A 20,926-nucleotide genomic window follows, 5' to 3' on the forward strand; every position below is an offset into this window, starting at 1 on the left:
CAGCGTCAGCGCTCACCGCCCTCCGGCTCCGGGGATTAGCCCCGGGAAACTGCTACTTGATCTCGGCCAGCACGGTGCCCTGGGTGATGGCGGCCCCGGCCTCGACGGCGAGCCCGGTGACGACACCCGCCTTGTGCGCGTTGACCGGATTCTCCATCTTCATCGCCTCGAGCACGGCGATCAGGTCACCGGCCTCGACCGACTGCCCCTCCTCGACCGCGACCTTGACGACGGTGCCCTGCATGGGCGCGGTCACCGCGTCGCCGGAGGCGGCGCCGCCGCCGGACCCGCCGCGCTTGCGCGGCTTCGGCTTCTTCCGGACGACGCCGTTGCCCGCGGGCGCGGCGCCGCCGCCGATGGAGAAGCTACCGGGCAGCGAGACCTCGACCCGGCGCCCGCCGACCTCGACGACCACCTTCTGCCGCGGCTCCTCCTCGTCCTCCTCGACGGGGGCACCGGGGGTGTAGGGCTCGATGGTGTTGTTCCACTCGTTCTCGATCCACTTGGTGTAGACGTCGAACTTCGTCCCGTCGCCGATGAAGGCCGGGTCGTCGATGACCGCGCGGTGGAACGGGATGACCGTGGCCAACCCCTCGACCTGGTACTCGGCCAGCGCCCGGCGGGCCCGCTCCAGCGCCTGGGTGCGGTTCTCGCCGGTGACGATGAGCTTGGCCAGCATGGAGTCGAACTGCCCGCCGATCACGCTGCCCTGCACCACGCCGGAGTCGACGCGCACGCCGGGGCCGGTGGGCTCGCTGTACACCGCGACCGGGCCGGGGGCGGGCAGGAAGCCGCGGCCCGCGTCCTCGCCGTTGATCCGGAACTCGATGGAGTGGCCGCGCGGGGTCGGGTCCTCGGTGATCTCCAGCGCGTCGCCGTTGGCGATGCGGAACTGCTGGCGCACCAGGTCGATGCCCGCGGTCTCCTCGGTGACCGGGTGCTCCACCTGCAGGCGGGTGTTCACCTCGAGGAAGGAGACGGTCTCGCCCTGCACCAGGTACTCCACGGTGCCCGCGCCGTAGTAGCCCGCTTCCTTGCAGATGCGCTTGGCGGACTCGTGGATCTCGGCGCGCACGGCGTCGGAGAGGAACGGCGCGGGGGCCTCCTCGACCAGCTTCTGGAAGCGGCGCTGCAGCGAGCAGTCGCGGGTGCCCGCGACCACGACATTGCCGTGCGTGTCCGCGATGACCTGCGCCTCGACGTGCCGCGCCTTGTCCAGGTACTGCTCGACGAAGCACTCGCCGCGGCCGAAGGCGGCGATCGCCTCGCGGGTCGCCGACTCGAACAGCTCCGGGATCTCCTCGATGGTGTGCGCGACCTTCATGCCGCGCCCGCCGCCGCCGTACGCGGCCTTGATGGCCACCGGGACGCCGTGCTTCTGCGCGAACGCGACGACCTCGTCGGCGTTCTGCACCGGGTCCTTGGTGCCCGCGGCCATCGGCGCGTTGGCGCGCTCGGCGATGTGCCGCGCGGTGACCTTGTCGCCGAGGTCGCGGATGGACTGCGGCGACGGGCCGATCCAGATCAGCCCGGCGTCCAGGACGGCCTGGGCGAAGTCGGCGTTCTCGGAGAGGAAGCCGTAGCCCGGGTGGATGGCGTCGGCGCCGGACTTGGCGGCCGCGTCCAGGATCTTGTCGAACACGAGGTACGACTCGGCGGAGGTCTGGCCACCGAGGGCGAAGGCCTCGTCGGCGAGCTTCACGAAGGGCGCGTCGGCGTCGGGTTCCGCGTAGACAGCGACGCTGCCGAGGCCGGCATCCTTGGCCGCCCGGATAACGCGCACCGCGATCTCGCCTCGATTGGCGACGAGTACCTTCGAGATCCGCGCGCTGGCATGGCTGGGCACTGAGCCTCCTGTGTGCATTCTTCTGGTCGCTTCGCGGGGTAGGGGTTCGCTTCGCTCCCGTGGGTCGCAACCTACGTTCTCGGGCGAGTGTAGGCAGTGTGCCAACAGGGGCCGGAACCCGGCCAGCCCTACTGGGCAGTAGGCCGCAGATCACAATCTCCCGGTTCGCCGCGCCGCGGCACGCCGTCGGTGCCTGCCGATGGGGCTCGGAGTGCCATCGGCGGGTGCCGGGCCGGTGTCCGAATCGCGCCTGATCGGTGGCTGGAAGGGTAAGCGTCAGCGGCGGTTTCGGCGGGCGCCCGCGAGCGGAGCCCGGCCCGGCTCGGCACCGCGTGCCACCGGCATCCCGACCGCGCTGCCCCACTCCAGCCAGGAGCCGTCGTAGGTGCGCACCGCCGGGACGCCGAGCAGGTGCGCGAGCACGAACCAGGTGTGCCCGGCGCGCTCGCCGACCCGGCTGTAGACCACCACGTCGTCGGCGTCCGCCACCGCCGCGTAGGCGCGGTCCAGCTCGGCGCGCGACCGGAACCGGCCCGCGGGCCCGATCGCCGCGGTCCACGGGATGTTCACCGCGGTGGGGATGTGCCCGCCGCGCGGCGCGGCCTCCCGGGAGCCGTCCGGCTCGTGCGCCTCCTCGCCCGCGTACTCGGCGGGGGTGCGCACGTCCACCAGGGGGTGGCCGAGGTGGCGCAGCACGTCCTCGCGGAAGGCGCGGGCGGTGCCGTCGTCGCGCTCCACCGCCGGGTAGCCGACCGGCGGGATGAACGGCGCGTCGAAGGTGGTGTCCCGCGCCTCGGAGATCCAGGCGTCCCGGCCGCCGTCGAGCAGCCGGACGTCGGGGTGCCCGAAGAGGGTGAAGATCCAGGCGGCGTGCGCGGCCGGCGCGTTGCCGCGGTCGCCGTAGAGCACGACGGTGTCGTCCCTGGCGATGCCCTTGGCGCGCATGAGCTCGGTGAAGCGGGCGCCGTCGAGGTAGTCGCGGCTCAGCTCGGCGCCGAGCTCGGCCCGGCTATCGATCTTGACCGCACCCGGGATGTGCCCGATGTCGTAGAGCTGGGAGTCCTCGTTCGCCTCGACGATGCGCAGGCCGGCGGCCCCGAGGTTTGCCGACAGCCACTCGGTGGTTACCAAGCGGTTGGGGTGTGCGTACGAACCGAACGCCGGATTCGGATCCGGGGCGAGTGGCACGATCTGTTCCTCCACACTCGATCGACACGTGGTAACGGTGGTGTGGTCGCGCGCGGTGAAACCCGTGTGGGCCGGTGAACTCGTTTCAGATCACGATCGGATGAATGGTGATTTCGCCGCACCCCCATCCGATAAAGTCTCCCGGGAGGAGGGGTGAGCTATGTCCGATTCTTGGCCGCGGCGGCGACTGCTCGCGATCCTACGTGGCGCGGAGGAGCCCCTCGACGCTCAGGAGCTGGCCAGGATCACCGGCCAGCACGTGACCACGGTTCGTTTCCACCTGGATGTGCTCACCCGGGAGTCGCTGGTCCGGCAGCTGCAGCAGCCGCCGCGCGGCCGCGGCAGGCCGCGGATCGGCTACTCGGCGGTGCAGCGATCCGTGGGCTACCAGGATCTGGCGCAGGCGCTCGCCGATCAGCTCGGCCCCGACCGCAGGGCCCGCACCGAGGCCGGGATCGCCGCCGGGCGCGCCTGGGGCGCCAAGCTGGACGCGGGCGAGGAGCGGGTGGAGACGCTGGACGGCGCCAAGGACCTCTCCATGACGCTCTCCTCGGAGCTCGGCTTCGCGCCGGAGCGCGACCCCGGCGCCGACACCGCGGAGCAGGTGCAGATCCGGCTCACCGCCTGCCCGCTGCGCGAGCTCGCGCGCACGCACTCGGACGTGGTCTGCGGCGTGCACGTCGGGCTGCTGCAGGAGGTGCTGGACCGCAGCGGCGCGCGCGACCGGGTGAAGGTGCGGATGCGGCCGTTCGTGGAGCCGGAGCTCTGCCTGGCCCGGCTGGAGCTGGTGCGCGGCCGCCCGGAGCCGAGCGCGCGCTCGGAGGAGCCGCGTGAGGTGCCGACGCTGCCCATCGTGGACAACCCGGTGGCGGCCGAGCCGCTGATCGCCCCGCCGTCAAACGGCCGGGTGCCCCCACAGCTGCGCAATGGAGAGACCGACGTCGTGAAGGAGTCGGCGAAGCAGTGGTAGCCCGATCCCGATGACGCTGGAGGGGTCGCCCTCCAGCCGCTCGACGAACCAGCCGCCGCGGCCGTCCAGGGTGAAGGCCCCGGCCACCTGCAGCGGCTCGCCGGTGGCGATGTAGGCCTCCAGGTCGGCCGGGTCGGGGTCGGCGAAGTGCACCGTCGTCGTGCTGCAGTCGACCGCCGACGCGGTCACCGCGCCGTCGACCAACCGCAGCACGCAGTGGCCGGTGAGCAGGTCGGCGCTGCGTCCGGCCACCGCCTTCCAGCGCTCGCGGGCCACCTCGGGGGTGTAGGGCTTGCCCTGCAGCTCGCCGTCGACCAGCAGCATGGAGTCGCAGCCGACGACGACGCAGTCGGCGGGCAGCCCGCCCGCCGCGGCGACGGCCTCCGCCTTGGCCTTCGCCAGCTCCTCGACCACGGTGCGCGGCGCGGAATCCGGCGGCAGCGCGGCGGCCACCGCGTCCTCGTCGACATCGGAGACCCGGACAACGGGCTCGATACCGGCGGCCCTCAGCACCGCAAGGCGGGCAGGCGATGCCGAGGCCAGGACCAGAACGGGCACGGTCAGTCGCGGCCGAACGCCAGCGCCGGGAAGGCGTACGGCGAGAACGGCGCGGTGCCGCGGTGCAGCAGCGCGGGCCTGCCCCACAGGTCGAGCGGGCCCTGATCGGCGGGCGCGCCCGAACCGGCCGCCGCGGTGAACACGCACACCAGGGCGGCGATCTCCGCGTCGGAGGGGTTGCCCCGCTCGATCCGGATCAGCGGGGCGGTGCTCGCCTCGGCCTCGGCGGGATCGGCGCTCGCCACCTCGGCCTCCTCCGGGCCGGGATCGGCCGTGAGGTCCAGTTCGACGGCGGACAACACCTCGTCTTCTGCCACGGTCGTCACAGTGCAGATCCTCTCTCTACCTCGGGTGGGCGCACCCGCATGGGGTATACCCGCCCGAGCGCCTGCGGCACCGGCGGATGTGAAGGCAGCTGCCTTTCGCATCCACCAGTGTGCGGGCACATCGTTACCAGTGTGCGCGGCCTACGAAGGTTATCGCGCGATCAGAGCGGGATGTTGCCGTGCTTCTTCGGCGGCAGGGTGACCATCTTGCGCTCCAGCAGCCGCAGCGCGGAGACGATCTGGCCGCGGGTGTGCGAGGGCGGGATGACCGCGTCGACGTAGCCGCGCTCGGCCGCCACGTACGGGTTCACGAGCGTGTCCTCGTACTCGTTCTGCAGCTCGAGCCGCAGCGCATCGACGTCGGCGCCCGCCGCGGCGGCGTCCTGCAGCTTCTTCCGGTAGACGAAGCCGATGGCGCCGGAGGCGCCCATGACGGCGATCTGCGCGGTCGGCCAGGCCAGGTTCACGTCGGCGCCAAGGTGCTTGGAGCCCATGACGTCGTAGGCGCCGCCGTAGGCCTTGCGGGTGATGACCGTGATCTTCCCCACAGTGGCCTCGCCGTAGGCGTAGAGCAGCTTGGCGCCGCGCCGGATGATGCCGTTGTACTCCTGGCCGGTGCCGGGCAGGAAGCCGGGAACGTCGACCAGGGTGATGATCGGGACGTTGAAGGCGTCGCAGGTGCGGACGAAGCGGGCCGCCTTCTCCGAGGCGTCGATATCGAGGCAGCCGGCGAACTGGGTGGGCTGGTTGGCCACGATGCCGACGCTGCGGCCGTCGATCCGGCCGAAGCCGACGATGATGTTCATCGCGCGCTCGGCCTGCACCTCGAGGAACTCGTCGTCGTCGAGCAGCCGGCGGATGACCTCGTGCATGTCGTACGGCTGGTTCGGCGAGTCCGGGATCAGCGTGTCGAGCTCGAGATCCTCCTCGGTGAGCGAGTCCTCGATGGCCCCGGTGATCGGGTCGGTCGCGGGGAAGCGCGGGGCCTCGGCGCGGTTGTTGCTCGGCAGGTAGGAGAGCAGGTCCTTGACGTAGTCGAGCGCGTCCTGCTCGCCGGAGGCGACGTAGTGCGCGACGCCGGACTTCACCATGTGCGTGTGCGCGCCGCCGAGATCCTCCATGGTGACGTCCTCGCCGGTGACCGTCTTGATGACGTCGGGGCCGGTGACGAACATCTGGCTGGTCTGGTCGACCATCACCACGAAGTCGGTGAGCGCGGGGGAGTAGACGTGCCCGCCCGCGGCCGGGCCCATGATCAGCGAGATCTGCGGGATCACGCCGGATGCCTGGATATTGCGGTGGAAGATCTCGCCGTAGAGGCCGAGCGAGACGACGCCCTCCTGGATGCGCGCGCCCGCGCCCTCGTTGATGCCGACCAGCGGGCGGCCGGTCTTCAGCGCGAGATCCATGACCTTGACGATCTTCTCGCCGTACACCTCGCCGAGGCTGCCGCCGAAGACGGTGACATCCTGGCTGAAGATGCAGACGTCGCGGCCGTCGACGGTGCCGTAGCCGGTGACGACGCCGTCGCCGAGCGGGCGGTTCTTGTCCAGCCCGAAGTTCACGCTCCGGTGCCTGGCCAGCGCGTCCAGCTCGACGAAGGAGCCCTCGTCCAGCAGGGCGAGGATGCGCTCGCGGGCCGTCATCTTGCCCTTGGCGTGCACCTTGTCGACGGCGGCCTCGCCCATCGGGTGCTTCGCCTCGTCCAGCCGGTTGCGCAGGTCAGCGAGCTTCCCGGCGGTGGTGTGGATATCGGGTTCGCCCGCCGATCCGGATGCGGGCTGCTGCTGGACACTCGTCATGGGTTCGGAGTGTAACCAGTGCCTGTGGTACCGGGTAACACCTCCTCCGCTACTCATCGGTAGAAAAGCCCTGGTCGCCGTCGGATTTCCGGCGTTGTGCACAGGGGCCGCAAGGGGTCTGCCGACCCCGGAATCGCAGGTCGCGGGGTGCGGCCGAGTAGCCTGCCGCTGTGCAGCGGACACCCCTTGACACCGAGCGGCTGCGCCGCGAACTCGTGCCCTTCTTCACTCGGCTGGAGGTGGTCGAGGCCACCGGCTCCACCAATGCCGACCTGATCGCGCGGGCCGTCGCCGACCCGGAGGCCGATCGCCAGGTGCTCCTCGCCGAGCTGCAGCAGAGCGGGCGCGGCAGGCACGCCAGGGCGTGGAGCAGCCCGCCGCGCACCCAGATCTCGGTCTCGATGCTGGTCCGGCTGGGCGGGGTGAACCCCGAGGTGCTCGGCTGGCTGCCGCTGCTCACCGGCATCGCCGTCGTGGACGCGGTGCGCGCGGCCGCCGCGGTGCCCGCGGAGCTCAAGTGGCCGAACGACGTGCTGGTCGGCGGCCGCAAGCTGGCGGGCATCCTGGCCGAGGTCGCGGTCGCCGCGCCGGACCCGGCGGTGGTGGTCGGCGTCGGGCTGAACGCCGAGCTCACCGCGGCCGAGCTGCCGGTGCCGCACGCCACCTCGCTGGTGCTGGAGGGCTCGACCGTCGACCGCAGCACCATGGCCGCGGCCCTGCTCGCCGCCTTCGCCGACCGCTTCACCGCCTGGCGGGACGCGGGCTGGGCGACCGAGGAACTCGCCGCGGCCTACCGCGAGCGCTGCGGCACCATCGGCGCCAGGGTGCGGGCCGAGCTCCCCGGCGGGCGCGCGCTGGTCGGCATCGCCACCGACATCGACGCCGCGGGCAGGCTGCTGGTCGGCTCCGAGGCGGTCTCCGCGGGCGACGTCACGCACCTGCGCCCCGACAGCTGATCTCACCCGCTTCGGATGAGCCGGGCCACCGCCGCGCCGCCGAGGATCGAGCCGGACCACCGGACCGCACGCGGCCGCTCCGCCCGCGCGCCGCCCCTTCCGGTCGGCCGGACGAGAGGGGATCCGATGGCGACAGCGGAACACGTCGAGACCGACTTCGCCGATGCCGACGGTGATTTCGTCGGCACCGACGGGCACGGGCTGTTCGAGGTGATCTCCGGCATCTACCAGGTGCGCCGCTTCGACATCTCCACCATGACGCTGATCGAGGGCGCCACCGGGGTGATCGTGCTCGACCCGCGCACCGGCGCCGAGACCGCCGCCGCGCTCGCGCTGTACCGGCGGCACCGCGGCGCCCGCCCGGTGACCGCGGTCATCCACACGCACCCGCCCGCCGACCACGCCTGCGTGGTCGACCCCGACATCAGGGTGCCGATCGTGGCCCCGGAGCACAGCCGCGCCGGGCTGTTCGCGCCGACCGCCGAGATCCGCGCCACCGGCGAGGCGGCCACCTACGACGGCGTCGAGTTCGTCTTCCAGCTGACGCCAGGCACCGGGGCGCCCGCCGCGATGAACGTCCACCTGCCCGGCCACCGGGCGCTCTGCCTGACCCGGCGCGGCGAGCGGGTGCGCGACCCGCGGACCCGGTCCCGCCACCTCGCCGAGGCCATCGAGCTGTTCGCCGGCGAGAGCGAGGTGCTCTTCGCCGCGCACCACCGGCCGATCCGGGGCCGCGAGCGGATCGCCGGGTACCTGCGAGCGCAGCGCGACCTGTACGCCTACCTGCACAACCAGTCCGCGCGGCTGATGAACGCCCACCCGACCGACGCGCGCACCGTCACCCAGCTCTTCGACACCGTCGCCGTCCGGTTGGTGCCGGAGCGCGCGGGCGAGCAGCGGCTGAGCATCCACTGGGTCGTGACCGACCTCGCCGAGCACTACCGGATGGAGCTCGGCAACGCGGTGCTCGTGCACTTCCCCACCCGCCGCGACGACCCCGCCGACCTCACCGTCGAGCTCACCCACGCGCAGTTGCGCACCGCGCTGACCACCGGCGACCTCGGCTCCGCGCGCTGCTGCGGCGACCCCGCGGTGCTGCGCCGCGTCCTCGCCATGACCGACGCGCCCGACCCGCGGTTCGCCGTCGGCACACCCTGATCGGGCGAATCGCGCTGCGGCCGTTGTCGTCCCCGCTGCGCGGTAGGGTGCGGCCATGGGTTATCCGGAGGACGTGCTGGCCCCCGACGAGCACCTGCTGCTGCATCGCCACCCGCACTGGAAGATGCTGTTCTGGCCGATCGTCGTCCTGGTGCTCGGCACCGCGCTCGCCGGGTTCGCAGGCGGCGTCGTCTCCCGGAACGTCACCGACGAGGCGGTCCGCACCGGGCTGCTCGCCGCGGTGGGCGTGGTGTGGCTGGTGCTGCTCGGCTGGCGCGTGGTCGGGCCGGTGATCAGCTGGAAGTCCACGCACTTCATCGTCACCGACCGGCGGGTGCTGGTGCGGCAGGGCGTGCTCACGCACTCCGGCATCGACATCCCGATGAGCCGGATCTCCAGCGTGCAGTTCCGGCACGGCCTCTTCGACCGGCTGCTCGGCACCGGGACGCTGATCATCGGCTCCTCCTCGGACGAGCCGCTGGAGTACGACGACATCCCCGCGGTGCAGCGGGTGCACGCGCTCCTCTACCACCAGGTCTTCGAGGTGGAGCACCGGCACGAGCGCTGGGACGACTGAGTTCGGCCGTAATCTGGGCGCATGACGGCGGTACTGCTGGGTGAGGACGACGAGGCGATCGCGGCCCCGCTCTCGCGCGCGCTCGGCCGCGAGGGTTACACGGTGACCGTGGAGAGCTTCGGCCCCGCGGTGCTCAGCCGCGCCCTCGAGGGCGGCCACGACCTGCTCATCCTCGACCTCGGGCTGCCGGGCATGGACGGGCTGGAGGTGTGCAGGCAGGTGCGCGCCAGCGGCGCCGACCTGGCCGTGCTCATGCTCACCGCGCGCACCGACGAGGTGGACTTCGTGGTCGGGCTGGACGCGGGCGCCGACGACTACGTCGGCAAGCCGTTCCGGCTGGCCGAGCTGCTGGCCAGGGTGCGCGCGCTGCTGCGCCGCAGCGGCATCGGCGACGACACCGTCGAGGTCGGCGGCATCCGGCTGGAGCCCGCCGCGCGCCGGGTGCTGGTGAACGGCGTCGAGGTCGGGCTCGCCAACAAGGAGTACGAGCTGCTCAAGGTGCTGATCGACCGGGCGGGGCAGGTGGTGCCGCGGGAGACCATCCTGCGCGAGGTCTGGGGCGACGCCGAGCTGCGCGGCTCCAAGACGCTCGACATGCACATGTCCTGGCTGCGCCGGAAGATCGGCGACGAGGGGCCGATGGCCGAGCGCCGGATCGTCACCGTGCGCGGTGTCGGGTTCCGGCTGAACACGGACTGACGTGCGCCGCCGCATCCTGCGCTCGATGCTCACCGTGCTGACGCTCACCACGGTGGTGCTCGGGCTCCCGCTGGTCTACACCGCCTGGCTCTGGGTGGAGGACATCACCCGCAACGACCTGCGCGACCGGCTGGACCGGATGGCGAACGAGATCATCGCGCAGGAGCAGGAGTCCGGGATCGTCCTCGGCGAGCTGGACACCAGGGCGGTGGCGACGCTGGTGCCGGACGGCGGCAGGCTCACCATCGTCTACCCGGCCCCGCTGGACAGCGCCGTGGCGATGGACATCGGGGTGGAGCTGGTGCCCGACCCGCTGGTCGAGTCGCTCTCCATGGGGGAGCGCGGCTCGCTGCGGCTGGAGGTGCCGTCCGGGCCGATGCACTCCATGCAGCGACAGGCGGTCGGCGCGGTGGCGCTGGCCGTGCTGGCCTCGCTCACCGCGGCGGTGACCGTCGCGGTGGTCACCGCGCGCCGGGTGGCCGACCCGCTCAGCGACGTCGCCGCGCGCGCCGCCCGGCTGGCCGAGGGCGACTTCCGCCCGGACAACCGGCGGCACGGCATCGCCGAGCTGGACCGGGTCTCCGACGTGCTGGACGCCGCCACCGTGGAGATCGCGCGCAGGCTGCAGCGCGAGCACGCGCTGGTGGCCGATGTCTCGCACCAGCTGCGCAGCAGGCTCACCGCCGTCCGGCTGCGGCTGGACGAACTCTCGGTGCACGACGACCAGGACGTGGTGCAGGAGGCCGAGGCGGCGATGGCCCAGGTCGACCGGCTCACCGGCGCCATCGACGACCTGGTCCGCGCCTCCAGGGACGACGACGCCGCCGACCGCGACCCGGTGCCGGTCATGGCCGAGCTGCGCGGCGTGATCGCCGAGTGGGCACACCCCTTCCGGGACGCGGGGCGGCTGCTCACCCTGCTCGGCGACGAAGAGCTGCGCGCCCCGATCACCGGCTCCCGGCTGCGCGAGGCGCTCGCCGTGCTGCTGGACAACGCGCTGCACCACGGCGGCGGCACCTGCACCGTCTCGGTGCGGCTGGTGCACGGCGGCCGGGCCAGGGTGCCGCTGGTCTGCGTCGAGGTGGCCGATCAGGGCGACGGCGTCAGCGACGAGCTGGCGCCGCACATCTTCGACCGCGGCTTCTCCGGGGCGGGCTCGACCGGGGTCGGGCTGGCGCTGGCGCGGGCACTGGTGGAGGCCGACGGCGGCAGGCTGGAGCTGCAGCGCCGCCGCCCGGCGCTGTTCGCGCTCTTCCTCGGGGCGTCGGCGCCGCAGCGCATGCCGGCCGGAGTGGGCACCGAGCCGCGCTGAGCAGGTCAGGGGCGCACGGTCGGCGGCTCGGTGCCGAGCTGCTCGACCTCGATGAGTTCCTCCAGCTCCTCGATGATCACATCCATCTCGTCCGGGAAGACCCAGCGCCGCATGGCCCAGAAGCGGAACGCCATCTGCAGCAGGTTGCCGATCAGGAACGCGCTCACGAAATCGGCGATGTTCTCGGTGGCGAAACTCACGGCCGGTTGCCGCAGATCGAAGACGTAGCTGGAAATCCACAGCGGGATATTGCTGAGCACGACGCCGACGCCGCTCACCGCGAAGAAGAGCAGCGCCTCGTGGTGTTTCTCCCGGCCGCCGCGGTTCTTGAACGACCATTCCCGGTTGAGAATGTAGGAGGCGATCACCGCGATCACCCCGGAAATGATCTTGGCCGTCACCGGCTTGTCCGCCAGCACCGTCCACTTCAGCAGGTAGAAGATGCCGCTGTCGATCACGAAGGTGGTGGCGCCGACGATCGCGAACTTGATCAGCTCACGATTACGGAGCGCAAGCTCCCGTGCGGTGGGCGGGAGTGCGCGAACCACGTCGTCGACGATTGACACAAGGCCCGAGTGTAGACCCGGGCCCGATGTGCGGGTCCCGCCGCTGACCCCGGTGCGCGAAACGCCGCCGGGCCGCGCGCGCCGATTTTGCGCGCCATGACAACATTGACCGACGTGAGCGCACGTTCCTTCGATCCAGCGGCGATGCCGACCGTCACCATGGTCGGTGGCGGGCAACTCGCGCGCATGACACATCAGGCCGCCATCGCCCTCGGGCAGCGGCTGCGGGTGCTGGCCGAGCGGCCGGACGACCCGGCCGCCCAGGTCAGCCCGGACGTGGTCTTCGGCAGCCATGCCGACCCGGTGGCGCTGCGCAAGGCCGCCGTCGGGTCGCACGCGCTGACCTTCGACCACGAGCACGTGCCGACCGAGCACCTGGAGGCGCTGGTCGCCGAGGGCGTCAATGTGCAGCCGCCGCCGCAGGCGCTGCGGTACGCCCAGGACAAGCTGGCCATGCGCACCCGGCTGAGCGAGCTGGGGCTGCCGGTGCCCGCCTTCACCGCGGTGCGGACGGCCGAGGACGCCGAGCGGTTCGGCGCCGAGCACGGCTGGCCGGTGGTGCTCAAGGCGATCCGCGGCGGGTACGACGGCCGCGGGGTCTGGATGCCCGCGGACGCGGCCGAGGCCCGCGCGATCGTCGGCGAGCAGCGCGCCCGCGGGGTGCCGCTGCTGGCCGAGGCGAGGGTGGCGTGGGTGCGCGAGCTCTCCGCCATGGTGGCGCGCTCGCCGTTCGGGCAGGCCGCCACCTGGCCGGTGGTCGAGACGGTGCAGCGCAACGGGCAGTGCGCGGTGGTGCTGGCGCCCGCGCCGGGGCTCTCCGAGGAGCTCTCGGCCAGGGCCGAGACGCTGGCGCTGAACCTGGCCGCCGAACTCGGCGTCGTCGGCGTGATGGCGGTCGAGCTCTTCGAGACCGCCGACGGCGAACTGCTGGTGAACGAGCTCGCCATGCGCCCGCACAACAGCGGGCACTGGGGCATGGACGGCGCCCGCACCGGCCAGTTCGAGCAGCACCTGCGCGCCGTGCTGGACTACCCGCTCGGCGACACCACCCCGCTGGCGCCGGTCACCGTGATGGCGAACATCCTCGGTGCCCCCGAACCGCCCGCCATGGCGATGGACGAGCGGCTGCACCACCTCTTCGCCCGGCTGCCGGAGGCGAAGGTGCACCTCTACGGCAAGGGCGAGCGGCCGGATCGCAAGATCGGCCACGTGAACATCCTCGGCGACGACGTCGCCGCGGTGCGCGAGCAGGCGGAGCGGGCGGCGCACTGGATGTCGCACGCCGAATGGACCGACGGATGGGATCCGCATGAGTGAACCGCAGGTCGGCCTGATCATGGGCAGCGACTCGGACTGGCCGACGATGGAGGCCGCGGCCGAGGCGCTCGCCGAGTTCGGCATCCGCTTCGAGGTGGGCGTGGTCTCCGCGCACCGCACCCCGCAGCGCATGCTCGACTACGCGAAGTCCGCCGCTTCCCGCGGTATCAAGGTGATCATCGCCGGTGCGGGCGGCGCCGCCCACCTCCCCGGCATGGTCGCCTCCGCCACCCCGCTCCCGGTGATCGGCGTCCCGGTGCCGCTGAAGTACCTGGACGGCATGGACTCGCTGCTCTCCATCGTGCAGATGCCCGCGGGCGTCCCGGTCGCCACCGTCTCCATCGGCGGCGCCCGCAACGCGGGGCTGCTCGCCGCCCGCATCCTCGGCACCGCCGACTCCGCGCTGCGCACCCGCATGGAGACGTTCCAGGCGAATCTCGAGCAACTCGTGCTCGGCAAGGACGAAGCGCTCCGCGCCAAGCTGCTCGGCTGAGCTTCTCGATACGCTCGGGGCCGTGACCATCGACGAATCCGCGCGACTCCGTGCAGGCGCCGATACGGCTCGGTTCCGGCTTGCGGTGGTGGAGCAGGCGCTGCTGCTGTTCGCCGAGAAGGGGTACGAGGCGACGACCGTCGACGAGATCGCCGAGGCGGCGGGGATCTCGCGGCGGACCTTCTTCCGGCAGTTCCGGTCCAAGGAGGACGTGATCTTCGCCGATCACGAATCGCAGCTGGCGCAGGCGGCGGCCTTCCTGGCCGGCTCGGACGGCGATCCGTGGGAGGCGGTCTGCACCGCGGTGGTGCAGGTGTTCGAGCGGTTCACCCAGTGGCGGGAGATCGCGGCGCGGCGGTACCGGGTGGTGCGGGAGGTGCCCGCGCTGCGCGAGCGCGAGATCGTCACGGTGTTTCGCTACGAGCGGCTCTTCACCGACTTCCTGCGCGAGCGGCTGCCCGAGGTGCCGGATCTGAGCCGGGTGCAGTTCACCGCCGCCGTCACCGCGACGCACAACTACCTGCTGCGCCGGATGGTGCGCGGCGAGTCCGACGCGGGCGCCGCCGACCTGCGCCAGGAGCTGGCCGCGATCCCGCGCGGCGCCCCCGGCGAGGAAATGGTGGTCGCGGTCTTCCCGCGCGGGATGCCGCCGCGTCGGGTGGCCGACCTGGTAACCAGGCAACTCGGTAGTCTGTGACCCTGGTCACCATTGTCCGCAACTGGCACTGAGTGCCAAATCTCGTGGCGACCAGTGGAAAAAACGCTCTATAGTGACCGTGGGGGTGGCACGCAGTGCCAGTAGGCACCGACAACGAGAAGTGGAGCCGTCATGGCGGGTAACCCCGATTTCGACCTGTTCAAGCTGGAGGACTTCCACGACGAGCTGCGCGCGGCGATCCGCGCGCTCTCGGAGAAGGAGATCACCCCGCACGCCAAGGACGTGGACGAGAAGGCGCGCTTCCCGGAGGAGGCGCTGACCGCGCTGAACGCCTCCGGCTTCAACGCGGTGCACGTACCGGAGCAGTTCGGCGGCCAGGGCGCCGACTCGGTCGCCACCTGCATCGTGATCGAGGAGGTGGCCCGGGTCTGCGGCTCCTCCTCGCTGATCCCCGCGGTGAACAAGCTCGGCACCATGGGCCTCATCCTGAACGGCTCGGACGAGCTCAAGCAGCAGGTGCTGCCGGACATCGTGAACGGTGAGATGGCCTCCTACGCGCTCTCCGAGCGCGAGGCGGGGTCGGACGCGGCCGCCATGCGCACCCGCGCCAAGCGGGACGGCGACGACTGGGTGCTGAACGGCTCCAAGTGTTGGATCACCAACGGCGGCAAGTCCTCCTGGTACACCGTCATGGCGGTGACCGACGCCGAGAAGGGCGCCAACGGCATTTCGGCGTTCCTGGTGCACAAAGACGACGAGGGCTTCGTGGTGGGCCCGCTGGAGCACAAGCTCGGCATCAAGGGCTCGCCCACCGCCGAGCTGTACTTCGAGAACTGCCGCATCCCCGGCGACCGGATCGTCGGCGAGCCGGGCACCGGCTTCAAGACCGCGCTGCAGACCCTCGACCACACCCGTCCGACCATCGGCGCGCAGGCCGTCGGGCTGGCCCAGGGCGCGCTGGACGCCGCGATCGCCTACACCAAGGACCGCAAGCAGTTCGGCACCAGGATCGCCGACTTCCAGAACACCCAGTTCATGCTGGCCGACATGGCGATGAAGATCGAGGCCGCCCGGCTCATGGTCTACACCTCCGCGGCCCGCGCCGAGCGCGGCGAGCCCAACCTGGGCTTCATCTCCGCCGCCGCCAAGTGCTTCGCCTCGGACGTGGCCATGGAGGTCACCACCAACGCGGTCCAGCTCTTCGGCGGCGCGGGCTACACCACCGACTTCCCGGTGGAGCGGATGATGCGCGATGCCAAGATCACCCAGATCTACGAGGGCACCAACCAGATCCAGCGCGTCGTCATGTCGCGCGCCCTGCTGCGCTGATCCACCCCCTGCCGCGCTGATCCCCGGTACCGTTCGGGTATCGGGGTTCACGCGTGCGCGCGGCCCTGTCCGAACTCAGGGGTGACGGGCGACCGCGCACAGGAGGACGATTTCAGCATGAGTGGGGTGGAAATAACCGACAGATATGTCCGGCGCACCCTTCCCGGCGGGCGGGTCGAGGAAGTGAGCTGGGCAGATCTCGCGGAGGTCCGCATCATCACCAGCACCGACGGGCCCTTCGCGGACGATGTGTTCTTCGTGCTGATCGGCGCGAAGGGCAACGGCTGCGCGGTGCCGCAGTCGGCGGGCGGGAAGTCGCTGCTGCACCGGCTGCAGGCGCTGCCCGGCTTCGACAACGAGGCCGTGGTGGCGGCGATGGGGTGCACCACCGACCACCAGTTCCTGTGCTGGCGGCGGACGAACTAGGGGGCGACGAGGTCGCGGTACTCGCCGTGCGCGGCGATGAACTGGTCGACGTACCAGCAGGTGGGCAGGACGGTGAAGCCGTGCTCGCGGGAATCGCGCAGCGCGAACTCCACGACCTGGGCGGCGACCCCGCGGCGGCGGAACTCGGGGAACGTCACGGTGTGGTTGAAATCCCGGACGGTGCCGCGCTCGGCGTAGTCGGCGTACCCGGCCAGCACCTCGTCGACGTAGATCTCGAACCGGGTGTCCTCGGCATTGTGTTCCAGCCTGGTGTTCATGGTCCGTAGAACCCGGCCGCGCGGCCCGATGTTCCTGACCTCACAGGATGGCGCCGGGGTTGAGGATGCCCGCCGGGTCGAGCGCGTCCTTGACCCGCCTGGTGAGCGCCATGACATCGGGGCCGATCTGGTCGGGGAGCCAGGCCTTCTTCAACCGGCCGACGCCGTGCTCGCCGGTGATGGTGCCGCCGAGCGCGATGGCCAGGTCCATGATCTCGCCGAAGGCGCGGTGCGCCCGCGCGGTCTGCTCGGCGTCGGCCGGGTCGTGCACGATGAGCGGGTGCGTATTGCCGTCCCCGGCGTGCGCGATCACCGAGACGGTCACCGCATTGCGCTCCGCGATCGCGGCGATGCCGGAGACCAGGTCGGCCAGCCGGGGCAGCGGCACCCCGACGTCCTCCAGCAGCAGCGGCCCGAGCCGCTCCACCGCCGGGATGGCGAACCGGCGGGCGGCGGTGAAGGCCTCGCCCTCGTCGGGGTCGGTGGTGCTGAAGACCTCGGTGGCGCCCGCCTGCTCGCAGGCGGCGACCATGAGCCCGGCCTCGTGCGCGGCGAAGTCGCCCGGCGCGTCGGAGCGGGCGACCAGCAGCGCGGCGGCCGAGCGGTCCAGCCCCATGCGCAGCTCGTCCTCGACGGCGTTCACCGCGACCGCGTCCATGAACTCCAGCATGGCCGGGCGCAGCGCGGCGGTGATGGCGAGGATGGCGGCGGTGGCGGCCTCCAAGTCGGCGAAGCTCGCGACCACCGTGCTCGCGGGCGGCTGCGCCGGTAGCAGCCGCAGGGTGAGCTCGGTGATCACGCCGAGCGTTCCCTCGCTGCCGACGAAGAGCTTGGTCAGCGAGAGCCCGGCGGAGTCCTTGAGCCGCGGCCCGCCCAGCCGCACCGGGGTGCCGTCGGCGAGCACCACCTCCATGCCGAGGACGTAGTCGCTGGTAACGCCGTACTTCACGCAGCACAGCCCGCCCGCGTTGGTGGCCGCGTTGCCGCCGATCGAGCAGATCTCGAAGGACGACGGGTCCGGCGGGTACCACAGCCCGTGCTCGGCGACGGCCCGTTTGACCTCGGCGTTCAGTAGCCCGGGTTGCACGACGGCGGTGCGCGTCACCGGGTCGACGGTGATCGCGCGCATGCGCTCGGTGCAGAGCACGATGCCGCCGTCCACCGCGGTCGCGCCGCCGGAGAGCCCGGACCCGGCGCCGCGCGGGACCACCGGGACGCCGTGCGCGCTCGCCCAGCGCAGCGTGGCCGCGACATCCGCGGTGCCGGTGGCGCGGACGACGGCGAGCGGCGTGCCCGCGTCCGGATCCTTCGCCCAGTCGTGGCGGTAACCCGCCAGCACGTCCGGGTCGGTGCCGACGGCACCCGCGGGGAGCGCGGCGATCAAGTCCTGTAGCTGCACACGCGCCACGCTAGCCGTCGGAAACATGGATTTCACCGGCACCGGGTTGGTGGTACGCCCGGTGCGGGGCCAAAATCGACCGACAGGGGTCGCGGAGTTCGGGGCGTGCACCCGCGAGGGTCGGCGCAGGAGGGATGTCAGCATGACCGCAACACCGGACTACCGCGAACTCGTGACGGCGGTGATCGGCCCCGAGGTGGCCGACGCGGGGCTGGACGACGAGACCGTGCGCCGCATCGAGGCGGGCGAGATCGACGACTGGCTGGCCGCGCTGGCGGGCTCGGGGCTCTTCGACAAGCCGACGCTGGCCGGCATCGGGGCGCGCTGGCGCAGCGATCCGCGGCTGCTGGTCGAGCTGCTGCTGGAGCACGCCGACGACCTCACCCGGCGCAGGCTGGCCGCGCTGCGCCCGGCGGGCGGGAGCCGCGCCAGCCGGATCGGCTGACGCCCCGGTTCGCCCGCCGCTCACCCGGCCGACACCTGCCGGTGGCATCCTGCGGGCGTGGGCGAACCGGCGGACCTCCGCGACGAAGCAGACACGGCACCCGATGTCACCCTGGACGGCATCGCGGACCGGTTCGGGCGCTGGTGCGAGCGGGTGGTCGCGCGGCTCCCGCTCGGCCTCGACCGACTGATCCCACCGACCTTCCTCGGCTTCGCGCTGATCAACAGCTTCACCTTCGGGGTCGACCTGCTGCTGTTGACGATCATGTACGGCGGGCTCGGGCTGCCGATCTGGTTCGCGGTGAGCGCCGCCTACGCCTGCGCCTTCGGGCTGGCCTTCGTGCTGAACCGGACCTTCAACTTCCATTCGCACGCACCGGTGGCCGGACAGGCGGCGGTGTACACGGTGGTCGTGGTGATCAACTACGTGGCCTTCATCCTCGGTGTCGGCGGCGGGCTGGCCGCGCTCGGCGTCGACTACCACCTGGCCCGGATCCTGGCGGGCGGCTGCGAGGCGGTCTACATGTACAGCGCCATGCGCTGGGTGGTCTTCCGCAGGCGGTGAGCGCTGCGGGCCCGCTCTCTGCCGGGACGCTGCCACCGGCAGCACCGCTCAGGTCAACAGCTCCGGCGTGCCGCCGTCGACGATCACCGCGTCGTCGTCGGTGAGCGCCCAGTGCGCCTTCCCTTCGGCGCGGAAGCGGGCGGCGAGCCGGGTGCAGACGCCGTCCGGGTCGGTCGGGGAGTCGATGTGCGGCACGATGGCGCGGTCGATCAGGCCGAGGCCGTCCCAGCGCGGCTCGACCCCGGTGGCGGGGCGCACCTCGGCCGGGTCGTCGGCCTCCTCGATGCCGTGCAGGTCCGGGCTCAGCAGGCAGGCGCCCGCGCTGTACCCCGCGTAGACCAGGGCGTCCTCGGCGAGCAGCGCGGGCAGCACGGCGTCCGCGCCGCTGCGGGCGAACTGGGCGCGCAGCACGAAGGTGTTGCCGCCGCGCACCCAGAGCAGCGGGAACCCGGCGAGGGTGGCGCGCAGCCGCTCCGGCGCGCCCGCGTAGTCGCGCAGGTCGACCACCTCGGGGCTGAAGCCGAGGCGCCGCAGCGGCACCTCGTCGCTGGTCACCGCGGACCGCCAGGCGGCGGGCCAGGCATCGCAGGCGTTCGGGACCAGCCCCACCCGCCCCGGGGTGCCGACCAGCGCGAGCAGCCGGTCGGCGTGCGCGCCGAAGCGGTAGCTCGCCAGGAAGAGCCGCATCAGATGGTGAAGGCCAGGTGCCGCACGAGCCGCTCGCCGAGTTCGGTGTCGCCGGTCAGCGCGATCTCGCCCGCGTGCTCGGCGGCCGTGGTGCGGCCGCCGCCGAGCCGGGTGAAGAGCCCGGAGTCCAACGCGATCGCGGCGTCCGGCGGGCCGTCCAGTGCGTCGACGAACCCGGCCCTGCCCTGCACCGCCACCCGCAGCGTGCGGGCCAGCGCGCCGCTCAGCTCCAGCTCGATCCGCGCGCCGTCCGGCGCCTGCCCGCGCTTGACCAGGACCCGGGGGATGGAGCCGAGGAACTCGTCGAAGGCCACCTCGCCGCGGCGCCCGCCCTCGGCGACGGTGACGCCGAGCGCGTCGGCGATGTCGATCTCGTGCATCCAGCAGTCGAAGAGCCGGACCCGCATGAAGCGGCCGTAGCTCACCTCGCCGATCGGCGACGGCGTCTTGGCGGCCCACGCCGCGGCGTCCAGCTCGCGCAGCGCGGCGGCGCGGCGCTCGGTGACCGCGGTGAAGAGCTCGAGCAGCCGGGCGGGCGGCAGCGGGCGCAGCCGGTCCACCCAGATCTCGTTCAGCACCGCGGTCTCGTTGCGCACGTGCGGCAGCTCGCGCACGTCGACCTTGGGGCGCAGCGGGTCCGCGGGCGGCGGGCGCTCGCCGAGCAGCCAGGACTCGGTGCCGACCACGTGCGCGAGCACGTCGAAGACGGTCCAGCCGGGCAGCGCCGTCGGGGTGCGCCAGCTCGGCTCGTCCAGGTCGGCGACGAGGCGGGTGAGCGCCCGCCACTGCTCGGTCAGCAGCTCGATCAGCTCGGCCTGCTCGGGTTCGCTCACCGGTCGGCGTCCTTTCGGTCGGGGGCGTTCATCGGTCCTCGCCCGCGGGGTCCAGCGCGTCCAGCCCCGCGCGGATGGCGGCGGCGGTGGATTCGGCGTCGTGCGGGCGGCGCAGCAGCAGCCCGGCGGCGAACCTGGCCTTGTCGCCGGAGCGGCGCGGGACCACGTGCAGGTGCACGTGCCCGACGGTCTGGAAGGCGGCCTTCCCGTCGTTCAGCACCAGGTTCGCGCCGTCCGCGGCCAGCCCGCCGCGGCGCGCGGCGCGGGCCAGCCGGTGCCCGACCCGGAAGACGGCGGCGCCGAGCTCGGGGTCCAGCTCGTCGAGCTCGGTGGCATGCCGCTTGGGGATCACCAGGGTGTGCCCGCGGGCGATCGGGCGGATGTCCAGGAACGCCAGCACGTCCGCGTCGTCGTGGACGATGGTCGCGGGGGCGGTTCCGGCCACGATGGCGCAGAAGACGCAGTCGGTCACACCCAGCGACCTTACGGCGTACGAGCCGCGGGGGACACCCGCGCGGAAAACCCGCTATGACACGCGT

24 protein-coding genes are annotated in these 20,926 nt (G+C 72.3%); 13 read left to right on the plus strand and 11 right to left on the minus strand.

Annotated features, from left to right (window positions below; translation table 11 throughout):
* Positions 1-52 precede the first annotated feature (52 nt).
* Positions 53-1,846, minus strand: a complete 1,794-nt coding sequence (locus tag ACFUUZ_RS16090; protein ID WP_378696762.1) for an acetyl/propionyl/methylcrotonyl-CoA carboxylase subunit alpha — start codon at positions 1,844-1,846, stop codon at positions 53-55.
* A gap of 276 nt (positions 1,847-2,122) precedes the next feature.
* Positions 2,123-3,034 carry a sulfurtransferase gene (locus ACFUUZ_RS16095; protein ID WP_378696763.1) on the minus strand — a complete coding sequence of 304 codons (912 nt, stop codon included), beginning with the start codon at positions 3,032-3,034 and terminating at the stop codon, positions 2,123-2,125.
* Between the two features lie 160 nt (positions 3,035-3,194).
* Between ACFUUZ_RS16095 and ACFUUZ_RS16100 the strand changes: the two genes are divergently transcribed.
* Positions 3,195-4,004, plus strand: coding sequence for a helix-turn-helix transcriptional regulator (locus tag ACFUUZ_RS16100; RefSeq protein WP_378696764.1), 810 nt, complete (start codon positions 3,195-3,197; stop codon positions 4,002-4,004).
* Here ACFUUZ_RS16100 and ACFUUZ_RS16105 read toward each other — a convergent pair.
* From ACFUUZ_RS16105 to ACFUUZ_RS16115, 3 genes are all read right to left on the minus strand, one after another.
* Complete coding sequence (locus ACFUUZ_RS16105) at positions 3,930-4,562, minus strand: nucleoside triphosphate pyrophosphatase (RefSeq protein ID WP_378696765.1); 633 nt, start codon at positions 4,560-4,562, stop codon at positions 3,930-3,932. The genes ACFUUZ_RS16100 and ACFUUZ_RS16105 overlap by 75 nt on opposite strands.
* A gap of 2 nt (positions 4,563-4,564) precedes the next feature.
* Complete coding sequence (locus ACFUUZ_RS16110) at positions 4,565-4,888, minus strand: acyl-CoA carboxylase subunit epsilon (RefSeq protein ID WP_378696766.1); 324 nt, start codon at positions 4,886-4,888, stop codon at positions 4,565-4,567.
* A gap of 161 nt (positions 4,889-5,049) precedes the next feature.
* Positions 5,050-6,690: an acyl-CoA carboxylase subunit beta gene (locus ACFUUZ_RS16115; RefSeq protein ID WP_378696767.1), complete on the minus strand. Its 1,641-nt coding sequence runs from the start codon at positions 6,688-6,690 to the stop codon at positions 5,050-5,052.
* 170 nt (positions 6,691-6,860) lie between these two features.
* Between ACFUUZ_RS16115 and ACFUUZ_RS16120 the strand changes: the two genes are divergently transcribed.
* The 5 genes from ACFUUZ_RS16120 (at position 6,861) to ACFUUZ_RS16140 (ending at position 11,392) form a co-directional block, all read left to right on the plus strand.
* Positions 6,861-7,646, plus strand: a complete 786-nt coding sequence (locus tag ACFUUZ_RS16120) for a biotin--[acetyl-CoA-carboxylase] ligase (RefSeq protein WP_378696768.1) — start codon at positions 6,861-6,863, stop codon at positions 7,644-7,646.
* A gap of 126 nt (positions 7,647-7,772) precedes the next feature.
* Complete coding sequence (locus ACFUUZ_RS16125; protein WP_378696769.1) at positions 7,773-8,804, plus strand: alkyl sulfatase C-terminal domain-containing protein; 1,032 nt, start codon at positions 7,773-7,775, stop codon at positions 8,802-8,804.
* 55 nt (positions 8,805-8,859) lie between these two features.
* Positions 8,860-9,381, plus strand: coding sequence for a PH domain-containing protein (locus tag ACFUUZ_RS16130; protein ID WP_378696771.1), 522 nt, complete (start codon positions 8,860-8,862; stop codon positions 9,379-9,381).
* A 21-nt stretch (positions 9,382-9,402) separates the two neighbouring features.
* The gene (locus ACFUUZ_RS16135; protein WP_378696773.1) at positions 9,403-10,080 is read left to right on the plus strand and encodes a response regulator transcription factor; all 678 of its coding nucleotides are present in this window, start codon (positions 9,403-9,405) and stop codon (positions 10,078-10,080) included.
* A gap of 1 nt (position 10,081) precedes the next feature.
* Positions 10,082-11,392 (plus strand): sensor histidine kinase, encoded by a 1,311-nt coding sequence (locus ACFUUZ_RS16140; RefSeq protein ID WP_378696775.1) that lies wholly within the window; start codon positions 10,082-10,084, stop codon positions 11,390-11,392.
* A gap of 5 nt (positions 11,393-11,397) precedes the next feature.
* Here the strand turns inward: ACFUUZ_RS16140 and ACFUUZ_RS16145 are convergent, their stop codons facing one another.
* A complete protein-coding gene (locus ACFUUZ_RS16145; RefSeq protein WP_378696777.1) occupies positions 11,398-11,958 on the minus strand; it encodes a GtrA family protein in 561 nt (186 codons plus the stop codon).
* A 96-nt stretch (positions 11,959-12,054) separates the two neighbouring features.
* Here ACFUUZ_RS16145 and ACFUUZ_RS16150 point away from each other — a divergent pair, with 96 nt between their 5' ends.
* The 5 genes from ACFUUZ_RS16150 to ACFUUZ_RS16170 all read left to right on the plus strand — a co-directional run bounded on the left by ACFUUZ_RS16150 (position 12,055) and on the right by ACFUUZ_RS16170 (position 16,181).
* Positions 12,055-13,275: a 5-(carboxyamino)imidazole ribonucleotide synthase gene (locus tag ACFUUZ_RS16150; RefSeq protein ID WP_378696779.1), complete on the plus strand. Its 1,221-nt coding sequence runs from the start codon at positions 12,055-12,057 to the stop codon at positions 13,273-13,275.
* Positions 13,268-13,768 carry a 5-(carboxyamino)imidazole ribonucleotide mutase gene (gene purE, locus ACFUUZ_RS16155; RefSeq protein ID WP_378696781.1) on the plus strand — a complete coding sequence of 167 codons (501 nt, stop codon included), beginning with the start codon at positions 13,268-13,270 and terminating at the stop codon, positions 13,766-13,768. Before ACFUUZ_RS16150 ends, purE begins: the two co-directional genes overlap by 8 nt.
* A gap of 22 nt (positions 13,769-13,790) precedes the next feature.
* Positions 13,791-14,465: a TetR family transcriptional regulator gene (locus ACFUUZ_RS16160; protein WP_378696783.1), complete on the plus strand. Its 675-nt coding sequence runs from the start codon at positions 13,791-13,793 to the stop codon at positions 14,463-14,465.
* A gap of 132 nt (positions 14,466-14,597) precedes the next feature.
* On the plus strand, positions 14,598-15,755 hold the full coding sequence (locus tag ACFUUZ_RS16165; RefSeq protein WP_378696785.1) for an acyl-CoA dehydrogenase: 1,158 nt from the start codon (positions 14,598-14,600) through the stop codon (positions 15,753-15,755).
* Between the two features lie 183 nt (positions 15,756-15,938).
* Entirely contained in the window at positions 15,939-16,181 is a 243-nt protein-coding gene (locus tag ACFUUZ_RS16170) for a hypothetical protein (protein ID WP_378696787.1), read from the plus strand.
* Here ACFUUZ_RS16170 and ACFUUZ_RS16175 read toward each other — a convergent pair.
* Together ACFUUZ_RS16175 and ACFUUZ_RS16180 are read right to left on the minus strand one after the other, a co-directional pair.
* Complete coding sequence (locus ACFUUZ_RS16175; RefSeq protein ID WP_378696789.1) at positions 16,178-16,459, minus strand: GNAT family N-acetyltransferase; 282 nt, start codon at positions 16,457-16,459, stop codon at positions 16,178-16,180. The genes ACFUUZ_RS16170 and ACFUUZ_RS16175 overlap by 4 nt on opposite strands.
* A gap of 40 nt (positions 16,460-16,499) precedes the next feature.
* Positions 16,500-17,885 carry an FAD-binding oxidoreductase gene (locus tag ACFUUZ_RS16180; protein WP_378696791.1) on the minus strand — a complete coding sequence of 462 codons (1,386 nt, stop codon included), beginning with the start codon at positions 17,883-17,885 and terminating at the stop codon, positions 16,500-16,502.
* Between the two features lie 115 nt (positions 17,886-18,000).
* Between ACFUUZ_RS16180 and ACFUUZ_RS16185 the strand changes: the two genes are divergently transcribed.
* Both ACFUUZ_RS16185 and ACFUUZ_RS16190 read left to right on the plus strand, forming a co-directional pair.
* Complete coding sequence (locus ACFUUZ_RS16185) at positions 18,001-18,303, plus strand: hypothetical protein (protein ID WP_378696793.1); 303 nt, start codon at positions 18,001-18,003, stop codon at positions 18,301-18,303.
* A gap of 57 nt (positions 18,304-18,360) precedes the next feature.
* Positions 18,361-18,867, plus strand: a complete 507-nt coding sequence (locus ACFUUZ_RS16190; protein ID WP_378696795.1) for a GtrA family protein — start codon at positions 18,361-18,363, stop codon at positions 18,865-18,867.
* A 48-nt stretch (positions 18,868-18,915) separates the two neighbouring features.
* Here the strand turns inward: ACFUUZ_RS16190 and ACFUUZ_RS16195 are convergent, their stop codons facing one another.
* The 3 genes from ACFUUZ_RS16195 to ACFUUZ_RS16205 are packed head-to-tail and all read right to left on the minus strand — an operon-like array spanning position 18,916 to position 20,859.
* Positions 18,916-19,554 carry a Type 1 glutamine amidotransferase-like domain-containing protein gene (locus tag ACFUUZ_RS16195; protein ID WP_378696797.1) on the minus strand — a complete coding sequence of 213 codons (639 nt, stop codon included), beginning with the start codon at positions 19,552-19,554 and terminating at the stop codon, positions 18,916-18,918.
* Complete coding sequence (locus ACFUUZ_RS16200) at positions 19,554-20,387, minus strand: maleylpyruvate isomerase family mycothiol-dependent enzyme (RefSeq protein WP_378696799.1); 834 nt, start codon at positions 20,385-20,387, stop codon at positions 19,554-19,556. The genes ACFUUZ_RS16195 and ACFUUZ_RS16200 overlap by 1 nt, the downstream gene beginning before the upstream one ends.
* A 28-nt stretch (positions 20,388-20,415) precedes the next feature.
* The gene (locus ACFUUZ_RS16205) at positions 20,416-20,859 is read right to left on the minus strand and encodes an HIT family protein (RefSeq protein ID WP_378696801.1); all 444 of its coding nucleotides are present in this window, start codon (positions 20,857-20,859) and stop codon (positions 20,416-20,418) included.
* Positions 20,860-20,926 lie beyond the last annotated feature (67 nt).

Source organism: Nocardia sp. NPDC057353 (genome assembly GCF_042667085.1).
GTDB lineage: Bacteria > Actinomycetota > Actinomycetes > Mycobacteriales > Mycobacteriaceae > Nocardia.

Bases quoted from the DNA above. Each gene is read 5' to 3' on its own strand.
- ACFUUZ_RS16100 (WP_378696764.1), top strand. From the start codon at position 3,195: ATGTCCGATTCTTGGCCGCGGCGGCGACTGCTCGCGATCCTACGTGGC.
- ACFUUZ_RS16115 (WP_378696767.1), bottom strand. From the start codon at position 6,690: ATGACGAGTGTCCAGCAGCAGCCCGCATCCGGATCGGCGGGCGAACCC.
- ACFUUZ_RS16125 (WP_378696769.1), top strand. From the start codon at position 7,773: ATGGCGACAGCGGAACACGTCGAGACCGACTTCGCCGATGCCGACGGT.
- ACFUUZ_RS16130 (WP_378696771.1), top strand. From the start codon at position 8,860: ATGGGTTATCCGGAGGACGTGCTGGCCCCCGACGAGCACCTGCTGCTG.
- ACFUUZ_RS16135 (WP_378696773.1), top strand. From the start codon at position 9,403: ATGACGGCGGTACTGCTGGGTGAGGACGACGAGGCGATCGCGGCCCCG.
- ACFUUZ_RS16150 (WP_378696779.1), top strand. From the start codon at position 12,055: ATGACAACATTGACCGACGTGAGCGCACGTTCCTTCGATCCAGCGGCG.
- purE (WP_378696781.1), top strand. From the start codon at position 13,268: ATGAGTGAACCGCAGGTCGGCCTGATCATGGGCAGCGACTCGGACTGG.
- ACFUUZ_RS16165 (WP_378696785.1), top strand. From the start codon at position 14,598: ATGGCGGGTAACCCCGATTTCGACCTGTTCAAGCTGGAGGACTTCCAC.
- ACFUUZ_RS16175 (WP_378696789.1), bottom strand. From the start codon at position 16,459: ATGAACACCAGGCTGGAACACAATGCCGAGGACACCCGGTTCGAGATC.
- ACFUUZ_RS16180 (WP_378696791.1), bottom strand. From the start codon at position 17,885: ATGTTTCCGACGGCTAGCGTGGCGCGTGTGCAGCTACAGGACTTGATC.
- ACFUUZ_RS16185 (WP_378696793.1), top strand. From the start codon at position 18,001: ATGACCGCAACACCGGACTACCGCGAACTCGTGACGGCGGTGATCGGC.
- ACFUUZ_RS16195 (WP_378696797.1), bottom strand. From the start codon at position 19,554: ATGCGGCTCTTCCTGGCGAGCTACCGCTTCGGCGCGCACGCCGACCGG.